Raw genomic sequence first — 12,175 nt, 5'->3', positions numbered from 1 at the left:
GGTGTGGATTACCCGGCCAGACTCACTCTCATCTTTCAGAGAGAGAAACTCTCTCTGCTGGAATTGGCACCACATTGGACGCAAGTTCCAACAGGTTGCCGGGCTTCATCGGGCCAGTCCCTCCGCCTCTCTTGATAAGAGATCCTTGTAAAAATTATGTCAGTTTATCTTCATAATATATAAATCTTTTTGCAAGTTGTCAACCAATTTGCCGCAGTTGCTGTTGTTCGAGTTCTTTTTGGGCCAGGTACATTTGCTCGGTGGCCGATTTGAAGCCATCCTGATCATCCAAAGCTTCATAACAGCCGGCCAGTTCATAATAACAGTCGTAAACATTGGTTTTCAGCTTGTTTTTGGCTGCCAAACGGGCAGACCGTTTCAAATATTCGACCGCTTCAGTGTAATGCTTCATCTGCTTCAGCAGTTTGCCCATGGTGAAAAGGGCATCATTCAACAGTTGCGGATCATAAATTTTTTCCGCCCATTCCAGCGCTTTTTTCAGCTTATCATAAGCTTCGTGGTATTTGCCTTGCAACATATACACTTTACCCAGATGGCAATAGGCATGTGCTACTTCCTGGGAGTTATCATCATGTTCTGCCAGTTCTAAGACAAATTGGAAACAGGTCGCTGCATCATCCAATTGGGAAATTTCAAGGTAAGACAGTCCCAATCCACTCCAAAGCTTCAACATTTCTTCCGTGTTTTTACTGCCGACCGACCGTTGAATCCCCTCTCTGGCATAGCGGATGGCATCATGGTAAAGTTTCATTCTCTGTAACAACCTGGAGCGATAATAGTACATTTTAATGATGATGTCTTTGCTTTGAATCCGGGGAATTTTCCCCCACAACTCTTCCAGCAGGCGGAAAGCTTCATCCGTGCGGTTCAACTTTTCCAAGTAAGCCACTTGCGAAATCAAGAGCAAGTAATAGGTTCGGTCATCACACTCATTGGATTTGTCTTGCTCCATTGCCGCCAACCCGCGTTCCACATACCGGAGGGCTTGTCCATAATCTTTGTTCATAAAGCGGCAATAAGCCAGTTCACAATAACCGGCAGCTTCCAAATGATTTTTCGGGGAATAGGGATCCTGATAAGCCAGACGGATGGCTTCACTCAACTCACGTTCTGCTTTGCGCCATTCCTTCTGGTGACTGTACACTTTCCCTTTCAAATAATGAACCGTAGCCTGATGTCTGGAATAAGATTCTTCCGATATATCCGAAAGCAAATGAAGGGCCCGTTCAGGCATTCCCATCTGGATCATGGTTTCGATGGCGACAAACCGCACTTGCATACTTTCCAAAGTTTCCGTATCTTTTTCGATCATTTCCGGAATTTCATTTAAATCCAGTTCCAGCTTGCTCATTAAATACAAGACTTTATCTTTGTTGACATGAGGAACACCGCGCTCAATATTACTGATTGTCGCCGTGGAGATATGCTCATCTGCCAAATCTTCCAATCTTAACCCTTTTTCTTTTCGGACTTTACGAATAAATTTGCCAATTTCACTCATTTCCAAAATATTCATAGCCGATCTTTCCTTTCGGATTGTTGGTTAACTCTATATTACTTCATTCATTTTATTTTATAAAGAAATAAATATATAAAAATTAACATTTTATGGATTGTAATTTATACCAATTTCTATTTTTAACTTTCATCCCAAAAAACAAGCCCCGGTTTCATCTTGAAAAAAACAATCGAAACACCGCTTTCACATCTTTATTTCGAGTCGGATATTTTTTCGAATTTTACAAATAACAATCAATGTTTAATCCCATGCTCCGCATCTTTATTAAATATTTTATGTATTAAATTAAAATACTTTGTTTATTACTCAAACATCCTTCAAATATTGTCTCTATATCTTTTTTTTCTCTGTATTTCTTATTTTACCCAGTAAATTAACAGCGCAATCTCCTTCTTTGATCCTGTTTTTTGATTGTTTTTGATTGGTTATGATTTAAAATGATTGTTTTTGCTCTCTTTTTTCGATACAATCAAGAAAAGGCCGAAGCGAGGTGATGGATCACGCTTACACCCCAACGTCACCAATTCATTCTGAGTTTATTAAAAAGGCAAGGTATCGTAAAAGTGCAGGAATTGGTTCATTTAACCGGCGCTTCCGAATCCACCATCCGCCGCGACCTGGATCAATTGCAGCAACAACATCTTTTAAAACGGGTTCACGGCGGTGCAGCGCTGCTTCAAAACAAAGGTTTGGAAATGCCCATTCAAGAAAAAGCGATTCGGCACACCCCCGAGAAAAAAGAAATCGCTCTCTTTGCCGGTTCCTTTGTCGATCAGGGAGCTTGCATCTATCTCGATGCCGGCAGCACCACGCTTGAAATGATCCCGGCGCTGGCCGGAAAACAAGTCACAGTGGTCACCAATGGAATGACGCATTTGGAACGGCTGGTTGAATATGACATCGAGGCCTATGTTTTGGGCGGGAAAATGAAATCATCCACCAAAGCGCTGATCGGAGCCGTGGCACTCCAAGGAATCGAACGTTACCGCTTTGATCAGTGTTTTTTGGGAACCAACGGCATCCATCCGGATTTTGGATACACGACGCCGGATCCCGAAGAAGCCTGCCTGAAACAAAAAGCGCTTCAACTTTCCAGTCAGGCGTTTGTGTTGGCCGATCCCAGCAAGTTATCGGAAGTTTCTTTTGCCAAATTCGCTGATTTGGAAGAAGCCTCCTTGATTACACTTCCTCTTTCCTCGGAGATCAAAGAAAAACTTGCACAAAAAACTTATGTATTTGAGGTTGATCAGGCATGATTTATACCATTACATTGAATCCTTCCATCGATTTTGTGGTTGAAGTGGAAACCTTGCAACTCCATCAAGTCAACCGGATGAAGAAAGAACAAAAATACCCCGGGGGCAAAGGGATCAACGTGGCTCGCGTGTTGCACCGGCTGGGGGCCGAAACCACGGCTCTCGGCTTTGTGGGCGGATTTACCGGAAGGTTTATTGAAGAAGCGTTGCGACGGGAAGGCATTCCTGCCCGGTGGATCCGCGTCAACGAAGATACGCGCATCAACATCAAGCTCAAAACCGGGGCAAACGAGGAAACGGAAATCAATGGCCAAGGGCCGGCGATCCCTCCGGTAGCGTTTCAGCAATTAAACGAACAGCTGGAACAAGTCCGGCCGGGAGACACCGTGGTGATGTCCGGCAGCATTCCCCCGTCGCTGTCCCCTTCCGTCTATGAGGAATGGGCCGCAATACTTAGCGCCCGCGGCGTCCGTGTCGCTGTTGACGTTGCCGGTCCGGCATTAAAAAGAGCGGCCAACCGTCCCGTTTTTTTGTTGAAGCCCAATCACCATGAACTGGGCCAATTGTATGGTGTCCGTTTAAACACCATGGAAGAGGTGGTTGTTTACGGACGCAAGCTGCAACAAGCGGGGGCAGCCCATGTGATCGTATCAATGGCCGGCCAAGGAGCGCTTTTGTTTACAGAGGATGCGACATATCGCTCCACCGTTCCCAAAGGCACCGTGGTTCACCCGGTCGGGGCGGGCGATTCGATGGTTGCCGCCTTTCTCGCTGACTATGAGAAAACCAACGATGCGGTCTCCGCATTCAAAACCGCCGTGGCTGCCGGCAGTGCAACCGCGTTTTCGCCCGACTTGTGCACCAAAGAACAGGTTGAACAATTACGACAGGAAATTGACATTGAGGCGCTTTGAGGAGGTGCAAATCCAATGAAGATCACCGATTTGTTAACCAAAGAAACGATCGTGATGGAACTCGGCGCAACCACCAAATCTGCCGTGATCGACGAGCTGGTGGACAAGCTGGATCAAGCCGGGGTTTTATCCGACAAAAATCTGTTTAAAGAAGCCATCCTCGAACGGGAATCGCAAGGATCCACCGGCATCGGCGAGGGGATCGCGATTCCCCATGCCAAAACCAAAGCGGTCCGGACACCGGCGATTGGTTTTGGCCGCAGCCGTTCCGGGATCGAATATGAATCGCTGGACGGCAACCCGGCCCGCTTATTCTTCATGATTGCCGCGCCGGAAGGAGCCAACGAGACCCATTTGGAGACGTTATCCCGCTTGTCCACGTTGCTGATGAATGAAGATTTTAGAAAACGCTTGCTCGAGGCCGAAACCGAAGAAGAACTGCTGGACATTGTTCGCCGCCAGGAAGCAGAAGGGCATGAGGACAGAGAAGAAAAGAAAGACGAAAAAGAACCCGGTGACGACGGAGCTATGATCCTGGCTGTCACCGCTTGCCCCACCGGCATCGCCCACACCTACATGGCTGCCGATGCCTTGGCCGCCAAAGCGAAAGAAATGGGAGTTTCCCTCAAGGTGGAAACCAATGGTTCAACCGGAGTGAAAAACCGTTTGACAGAAAACGAAATCAAACGGGCCACCGCCATCATCGTCGCAGCGGACAAGCAAGTGGAAATGGATCGCTTTCATGGAAAACACGTGATTCAGGTTCCGGTGGCCGACGGCATTCACAAGGCCGAAACCCTCATCCGGCGCGCTTTGAAACAGGACGCCCCGGTCTACCAGGGACATCAAGAGACAAGAGGTGCGAAAAAGAAAGCGCCTTCTTCCTTCGGGTTTTACAAGCATTTAATGAACGGGGTCAGCAATATGCTGCCCTTTGTGGTGGGCGGCGGTATCTTCATTGCGTTGTCCTTTGTCTTTGGAGGCATTGATGCCAAGGGCCCTGTGGCAGAACTTTTGATGAAAATCGGAGGAGACGAAGGAGCGTTTCATTTCTTGGTTCCGATTTTGGCCGGATTTATCGCCAGCAGTCTGGCGGACCGCCCCGGATTTGCCCCCGGGGTGGTCGGAGGCTATTTGGCCGCCAGCGCGGGAGCCGGGTTTTTGGGCGGATTGATTGCCGGTTTCCTTGCCGGTTATGTCGTCCTTTTATTGAAAAAAGCTTTTTCCGTTTTGCCGGACAGTTTAGAAGGAATTAAACCGGTGTTGCTCTACCCGGTTTTCGGCATCCTGATCACCGGAGTGTTGATGGTGCTAGTGATCAATACCCCCGTCGCCGCACTGAACCAGTGGCTGACGGATTGGCTGAACGGGATGAGCGGCACCAATGCCGTCATCCTCGGATTGATCTTGGGCGGCATGATGGCGGTCGACATGGGCGGTCCGGTGAACAAAGCCGCTTTCACCTTCGGCATCGCCGCCATCGAAGCCGGCAACCTCGCCCCCCACGCCGCCGTCATGGCCGGGGGAATGGTTCCGCCGCTCGGCATTGCGTTGGCAACCACTTTCTTCAAAAACAAGTTCACTGACGAACAGCGCAAATCCGGATTGACCAATTACGTGATGGGCGCTTCTTTCATCACCGAAGGAGCAATTCCGTTTGCCGCCGCCGATCCCCTGCGGGTTCTGACTTCTTGCATTGTGGGATCTGCCGTGGCCGGTGCGGTCACCATGATGTTCGGCATCACCTTGCCGGCTCCGCATGGCGGAATTTTTGTCATACCGTTGGTCAACCAACCGCTTTTGTATCTTCTCGCCATCCTGGCCGGTTCGCTCGTCACGGCCGTCCTGATCGGTTTCTTCAAAAAGAAAATCCGTTAAACCTGAAAAGGTCTCTTCCCTCTGGTGACAACCGGGAACGAGACCTTTTCTTTTCACATCGGTTTGGCAGTCAATTTGATTAATTGGATCACTTCTTGCATGTTTTGCTCGGGAGAATTTTGGCTCATTTTCTCGCGGTAGGCTTCCTGATTTTCCACCAAATTCTCCAGATGTTGGAAGAAACTTTCATCAGTCAAGTCTTCTTCCATCAAAACTTCCGAATAGCCCATTTTTTCGAAAGAACGCGCATTCAAAATTTGATCCCCGCGGCTGGCGGCTTTGGAAAGCGGAATCAAAAGCATCGGTTTTTTCAGCGACAAGAATTCAAAAATGGCGTTGGATCCGGCACGCGACACGACAAAGTCGGCCATGTTCAAGACATGGGGAAGTTCTTCCGACAAGTATTCAAACTGGCAATAGCCGGGTTTTTGAATCGACTCGTCCACCTTTCCCCGCCCACAAAGATGAACAATTTGAAACCGCTTTAGAAGCGTATCCAAGTTGTTGCGAACCACTTCATTGATAACGCCAGACCCCAAACTTCCGCCCATGACCAGGATCACCGGCTTCTCTTGGGTGAATCCGCACAATTCCCTTCCCCGTCCGGGGTCCCCGTGTTTCAATTCTTCCCGGATGATGGCGCCGACATACTTTCCTTTCTCCTTGGAAAAATGTTTGGCCGTTTCCGGAAACGTGGTGCAAACTTTTGTTGCAAACGGAGTGGCAATCTTATTGGCCAGCCCGGGCGTCATGTCGGATTCGTGAATGATGGCAGGCACCCGGTTCAACCATCCTCCCAGCACCACCGGAACCGACACGAATCCTCCCTTGGAGAAGATCAAACCCGGTTTATGGCGGCGAATCAGCCGGTATGCTTCAAAAATCCCTTTCAGGACTTTAAAAGGATCTTTAAAGTTGTTCCAATCAAAGTACCGGCGCAGTTTTCCGGTCGAAACACTGTAATATTCCACATCTTTCAGTTCGGAAACTAATTGTTTTTCTATTCCGTCTTTGGAACCGACATAAATCACTTTCCAGCCATCTTCCAAAAATTTAGGAATCAGTGCCAAGTTGACCATGACATGGCCGGCGGTTCCGCCACCTGTAAACAAAATGGTTTTTTTCATCGGTCGTTTCCCTTTCTAACGGTGTTTTCAGCGACAACGTTATTTTAACAGCTTTTTTTCCTGTTGCATTGAACAATGTATGAAAGATGTAACCAATCCATCCCTGATTTCAATAAAAAATATCTTTTTTGGAAATTCCATACTTCTTCATCTTGTTCAAAACGGTGGTATGGCTCACCCCCAGATGGCGGGCGGTTTTCCGTATGCTTTTGAACCGCCGGATCCCGGCCTGCACCAGTTCTTTTTCATACTGCGCAAGATGTTCTTTCAAACTGCGCCGGGGAAATGAGCAATCCGTATCCAATACATCGCTCAGATAAACTTCTTGTAATTCGGTTTCTCCTTCCGGACAAAGGTAAACGCTCCGCTCCATCACATTTTGCAGTTCCCGGACATTTCCCGGCCAGGAGTGTGCCTGCAGGCGAAGGAAAGCCTGGGATGAAAGAGAAAGAAGCGGACGGCGGGAACGGGTGCAAAATTCCCGGAGAAAATGAGCAGCCAGAAGCGGGATGTCTTCTTTGCGTTCTCTTAAAGGGGGAATGGTGATCGGGATCACATGAAGGCGGTAATACAAGTCTTTGCGGAACCGGCCCCGGTGCACCAGATCCGCCAAATCCCGGTTGGTGGCGGCAATGATCCGCACGCGGAGAGGAATCCACCGGTTTCCGCCGACCCGCCTCAAAGCCCTTTCCTCCAAAACCCTCAATAATTTGGCTTGCAAATTGAGCGGAAGCTCACCGATTTCATCCAAAAACAGCGTCCCGTTCTGCGCCAATTCCATCAAGCCTTTTTTCCCCCTTTCCCCGCTCCGGTGAACGCCCCCTCCTCATAGCCGAACCATTCGCTTTCCATCAATGACTCCGGAACGGCGGCACAATTGATGGAAATAAAAGGGCCGTTGGCCCGCCGGCTTTCAAAATGAATGGCCCGCGCAAACAATTCTTTTCCCGTTCCGCTTTCCCCCTGCAATAAAACGGTCGCTTCCATTTGTGCCACCTTTTTGACCGTTTCCACGCACCTTTTCATCGTTTCACTTTGATGGATAATATCCTGAAACTGGACCATTCCCTTCCGGTTGACAGACTGCAGCAATTGGCGGACTTGTTTCATGTCGCGAATGACGATCACCAAACCGGACTGCCGTTTTTCACCGGAACGGACCGGAATAAAACTGGCCATCACTTGAATCATGTCCGGACCGCGGCGGATGGTTACCGGGACATTCAATTGTTCTTTCCCCGACTGAAAACATTTCCGGCAACATTTCAGGTCCGTTCCCCAAAGTCCGGGAAGATCCTTTTCTTCCCAATCCTCCGGAAAAAGGCGCAGCATTTCGGCCGCCGCCCGGTTCATCGCCTGAATTTTGAACTTTTGGTCCACCAGGATCATGCCTTCGGACACCGTTTCCAAAATGGTGTTCATTTGTCCTTCGCGCATTTCGGACGGAAGAATTTGAATGGGTTCTAATTGCTTCACACCAGGGATTTGCTTGATCCGTTCCGTCAGTTTTTTAAACACCCCGGAAGGGACCGCCCGGATTTTCAGATGAATGCTTCCCGATTCCACCTCCATCCGCTCAATGTCGACATGATCGGCCAACAGACAGGAAATCACCTCATGCGTCATGCCCACCCGGTCAATGGTTTTAATGCAGAGGGCGATTGTTTTCATTCGTTTCCTCCTTCCCGTCCTCTTACTTTTATCTTAGCGGAAGGGAAGAGGAAGATCGATCACACAGATGAAAACGCTTCCCCCAGATCCGCCAAAATATCCTCTGCGTTTTCAATCCCCGCGGACAGGCGGATCATGCCGTCGGAAATGCCCATTTTCAGCCGCTCCTTCCGGGGAACCACCGCATGGGTCATCGAAGCCGGATGCTGAATTAGTGTATCCGTTTCTCCCAGACTGACGGCCAATTTACAAAGCGAGACATGATTCAACAACCGGACGGCAGCTTCATATCCGCCCTTCATCTCAAAGCTGATGACTCCGCCGGGCTTTCGCATTTGTTTTTTGGCCAACTCAACCTGAGGGAAAGAAGAAAGCCCCGGGTAAAAGACCTGCTTCACTTTGGGGTGTTCCGACAAAAAACGGGCGATCTTCCCCGCGTTTTCACAATGGCGGTCCATGCGCACCTCCAATGTTTTCAATCCCCGGATCAAAAGGTAGGCATCCATCGGCGACAAAACCGCCCCCAAATCTTTCAAGGTGGTTTTTTTCACGTTTTCCAGCAGATGGCGGGGGCCCGCCGCAATCCCGGCAATCACATCCCCGTGACCGCCGATATATTTGGTGGCGCTGTGCAACACAATGTCACAGCCCCATTCCAACGGACGCTGCAAATACGGAGACATCAGGGTATTGTCCACAATGGTCACGATCCCGTGCCTGCGGGCCACAGTTGCGGCCCATTCCAGATCCACCAGCTCAAGGGTGGGATTCATGGGAGTTTCAATATAAAAACAACGGGTTTCGGGACGGATCGACTTTTCCAATGCGGCTTCTTCTTTCATCGAACACATGGAAAAACGGATTTGAAACCGCTCCTGCAACCAATGAAACAGACTGTACGTGCATCCGTACAAGCCTTTGGAACAAACCACATGATCCCCGGCCTTTAAAATTCCCAACAAAACCGAGGCAACCGCTCCCATCCCGGATGAAAAAGCCAACGCCGTTTCCGCTTTTTCCAACACCGCCACTTTCTCTTCCAACAGGCGGACCGTCGGGTTGCCCAGCCGGGTATAAATAAATCCGTCCTCCCGTCCGGCAAAACGGTTCCCGCCGGTTTCCGCCGAGGGAAACACAAATGTCGAAGTTTGAAAAATGGGCGGTGCCAACGATCCTTCCATTTCCCCGTGACGCACCCCGGCATGAATCGCCTGGGTGGAAAAACCCCATTTGTTCTTTTCCATCTCGGTTCCTCCCTTTTCCGTCATTCATTGCAAATAAAATGCAAAACCCGTGCCAAACGGTGCGATGGAGCTTTTCCGCCCGGTTCCATAAAAAAATGGCAACCCATCTTTCCATTCTTGAAAGAGAGGTTGCCACTTTCCGCGATCCAGATTAAAAGATCGTATCCAATTTCTTGATGTCTTCCTCTGTCAATATTACATCCAACGTTCGCAAATTCGAGAGCACCTGTTCCGGGTTTCTGGCCCCCGGGATGATTGCGTCCACTTCTTTCCGGTGCAAACACCAGGCCAACGCCAAATTGGCTGTATTGACCCCTTTGGATTTGGCCATTGCTTTTAATTTCTCCACTTTTTCCAGACTCTCGCGGTAGGCTTCTCCTTGAAAATAAGGCAGATTGGCCCGGTATCCCTGAATGGTTGACGTTTCATCATATTTTCCGGTCAAAAGTCCGGAAGCCAGCGGAAAATATGGAACAAAGGAAATCTGATGCTCACGGAGATAAGGGAACAGGATACGTTCTGCTTGCCGGTTCAACAGATTGTATTCTCCCTGATACACATCCACATATCCGTCCTGATTGACCTCTTTCAGCTGTTCAAGAGAAAAATTGGATACGCCGATGGCGCGGATCTTCCCTTCTTCCTTCAGTTCCTGCAACGCCCCGACCGCCTCTTCTTTGGGCGTATCCTGATCCGGAACATGAATATAGAGAATGTCGATGTAATCGGTTTTTAAACGCTTCAAGCTTTTTTCGGCTTCCTGTTTCAAAAAAGACGGGGTGTTGTCTGCCACCACCTGATTGTTCACAAATTTGGGGCCGATTTTGGTGGCAATCACCACATCCGTCCGTTTGCCGCTTTCTTTCACCGCCTCCCCAACCAGCTCTTCCGACCGTTCGGGGCCATACAGATAAGCGGTGTCCAAAAAATTGATCCCGTTTTCAATGGCTGCTTGGACCACTTCTTTTCCCGCCTGGCTGCCGACCTTATTGGTCCCCAAACCAATGGGATGGACGGTGAGACCGGTTTTCCCGATGGTCACCTTTCTTTCCATCTGTCGATCCCCTTTCTGTCTAAAAGGATTAAACGGTTTATTGCATCCCCATTCCCCGCCAAACCCGAATGCGTCCAGCCCGTTTCAATATTGACAGAACACAGGAAGAAAAATCACCAGTCCACCGGGCGATAATCTTTGAAAAACTGTCCATTGGGCGGTTTTTCAGCATCCATCCCGAGATAAACCGGGTCACAAATCCGGGCCGCGGCATCTTCACAGTCGAGCGGGGGTTGAATGTGTTCCCGGACTTTGGCCGGGAGTTGATTGGACACCCATCCCGGATCAACACTGTTGACAAAAATCCGATCCCGCTTGTAATCTTTGGCCATCGTCAATGTCATCATATTCAGCGAAGCCTTGGCCATATTGGTATGGACATGGTAGCGCCCTTTGCGTTTGGTCCGAAAGATCCCTTCCTTGGAAGAAACATTGATGATAAAGCGGTTCAGATGGGGACTTCTCAGCATGGCCGGTTTCAACCGGGTGCTGATCAAAAAGAGCGCCGTGACATTCACCAGTTGAACTTCCAGCATTTCCGTCAACGAGATTTAATCCGGTTTGGCAATCCAGGCATTGTTGGCAAATGGAGGAAGATTCGCCGGATGCCGGGACGGGCTGGCCACGGGCAGGAGAAGATTTTTCTCATCATCCGGTTCCGTCCCTTGCGCAAATGTATAAACCGGCAACTCCCTTCCCCGCTCTTCGCCGGAACCCAACCAATTCGTTTTCCATTCCCTTTCTTTTTGCAACAGGGCCTGGTACGCTTCATCCGGAAGCCGGACCGTCTGGGCTGCGTTATTGACAATGATGTCAATATAGGGAAATTGCTTGTTCAAAGAAAAAGCAAATGCCTCCACGAGGTCAATCCGCCGAAAATCCAACCCGTATACGTGAATCCGGTCTTTCCAGTCTTCCCAATCCGGCTCCTGAATGTATCGCCGGATGGCATCATAAGGAAACCGTGTGGTGACAATCACCCGGGCGCCTTCGCGCAACAGGCGCAATGCCGTATGATACCCGATTTTCACCCTGCCGCCTGTCACCAATGCGACATAAGAAGTCAAATCATGGCGGGCAAGGCGCTTCTGTTCGTTGAAATTGCCGCATTCCACACAATTTGGAATAGCGGGGATGGGAGAAATCCATCCGTTCTTTGCATATGTAACATTTTTGTTTCTTTTCTCTCTAAGCCGGTTGATGCGGATTCGTCATTCAACTCTCACCATTAAAATATTTTATATTTAAAAAAATCATATCACATGATGAATTTTTTCACACAGCCGCTTAATGAAAGCGCCTGCCCCACGCAGGAGATGAAGGTAACCAATCCTTCCTGTGTCCTGCGATAGTTTAAATGAAAACGCCAGCCTTTCCCGCTGGAATTGCAGGTTCCATCCTGCTCGCAGGGATCCCCCTTCGGGGGATTTTCTTTTCATACCGGTCTGAAGGTGCCGGCCAGTGAGTGCCGTTTAAAAGCATGAATCTGCA

Annotated in this window: 11 protein-coding genes and 1 riboswitch; of the genes, 3 read left to right on the top strand and 8 right to left on the bottom strand. The window is 49.2% G+C overall.

All coding sequences use genetic code 11. The features are described 5' to 3' along the window. Positions 1–25: 25 nt before the first annotated feature. Positions 26–141, bottom strand: a riboswitch (SAM riboswitch). Positions 142–199: 58 nt separating this feature from the next. Next, a complete protein-coding gene (locus NYE37_RS02670) occupies positions 200–1,537 on the bottom strand; it encodes a helix-turn-helix domain-containing protein (protein WP_121874315.1) in 1,338 nt (445 codons plus the stop codon). 500 nt (positions 1,538–2,037) lie between these two features. Here NYE37_RS02670 and NYE37_RS02665 point away from each other — a divergent pair, with 500 nt between their 5' ends. Genes NYE37_RS02665 through NYE37_RS02655 form a run of 3 tightly spaced genes read left to right on the top strand, consistent with a single transcriptional unit; the run spans position 2,038 to position 5,588 of the window. Continuing rightward, on the top strand, positions 2,038–2,796 hold the full coding sequence (locus NYE37_RS02665) for a DeoR/GlpR family DNA-binding transcription regulator (protein WP_037993128.1): 759 nt from the start codon (positions 2,038–2,040) through the stop codon (positions 2,794–2,796). Next, positions 2,793–3,710: a 1-phosphofructokinase gene (pfkB, locus tag NYE37_RS02660; RefSeq protein ID WP_037993129.1), complete on the top strand. Its 918-nt coding sequence runs from the start codon at positions 2,793–2,795 to the stop codon at positions 3,708–3,710. Before NYE37_RS02665 ends, pfkB begins: the two co-directional genes overlap by 4 nt. Positions 3,711–3,725: 15 nt before the next feature. Continuing rightward, complete coding sequence (locus tag NYE37_RS02655) at positions 3,726–5,588, top strand: PTS fructose transporter subunit IIABC (protein WP_037993131.1); 1,863 nt, start codon at positions 3,726–3,728, stop codon at positions 5,586–5,588. Between the two features lie 53 nt (positions 5,589–5,641). Here NYE37_RS02655 and NYE37_RS02650 read toward each other — a convergent pair whose 3' ends face one another. From NYE37_RS02650 to NYE37_RS02620, 7 genes are all read right to left on the bottom strand, one after another. Further along, a complete protein-coding gene (locus NYE37_RS02650) occupies positions 5,642–6,715 on the bottom strand; it encodes an undecaprenyldiphospho-muramoylpentapeptide beta-N-acetylglucosaminyltransferase (protein ID WP_340711747.1) in 1,074 nt (357 codons plus the stop codon). Between the two features lie 109 nt (positions 6,716–6,824). Continuing rightward, on the bottom strand, positions 6,825–7,496 hold the full coding sequence (locus tag NYE37_RS02645) for a sigma 54-interacting transcriptional regulator (protein WP_340711746.1): 672 nt from the start codon (positions 7,494–7,496) through the stop codon (positions 6,825–6,827). Continuing rightward, on the bottom strand, positions 7,496–8,386 hold the full coding sequence (locus tag NYE37_RS02640) for a sigma 54-interacting transcriptional regulator (RefSeq protein ID WP_340711745.1): 891 nt from the start codon (positions 8,384–8,386) through the stop codon (positions 7,496–7,498). The genes NYE37_RS02645 and NYE37_RS02640 overlap by 1 nt, the downstream gene beginning before the upstream one ends. Positions 8,387–8,445: 59 nt before the next feature. Next, the gene (megL, locus tag NYE37_RS02635; RefSeq protein ID WP_049720620.1) at positions 8,446–9,630 is read right to left on the bottom strand and encodes a methionine gamma-lyase; all 1,185 of its coding nucleotides are present in this window, start codon (positions 9,628–9,630) and stop codon (positions 8,446–8,448) included. A 151-nt stretch (positions 9,631–9,781) separates the two neighbouring features. Further along, positions 9,782–10,684, bottom strand: coding sequence for an aldo/keto reductase (locus NYE37_RS02630; RefSeq protein ID WP_049720621.1), 903 nt, complete (start codon positions 10,682–10,684; stop codon positions 9,782–9,784). A gap of 113 nt (positions 10,685–10,797) precedes the next feature. Beyond that, entirely contained in the window at positions 10,798–11,220 is a 423-nt protein-coding gene (locus tag NYE37_RS02625; RefSeq protein WP_236533805.1) for an SDR family NAD(P)-dependent oxidoreductase, read from the bottom strand. A 15-nt stretch (positions 11,221–11,235) separates the two neighbouring features. After that, entirely contained in the window at positions 11,236–11,715 is a 480-nt protein-coding gene (locus NYE37_RS02620; protein WP_340711744.1) for an SDR family oxidoreductase, read from the bottom strand. Positions 11,716–12,175: the final 460 nt, after the last annotated feature.

The organism is Thermoactinomyces sp. FSL K6-2592 (genome assembly GCF_038006465.1).
GTDB classification, from domain to species: domain Bacteria; phylum Bacillota; class Bacilli; order Thermoactinomycetales; family Thermoactinomycetaceae; genus Thermoactinomyces; species Thermoactinomyces vulgaris.
Note: the sequence above shows the minus strand (reverse complement) of the source record. Positions and strands in the feature narration are given on the sequence as shown.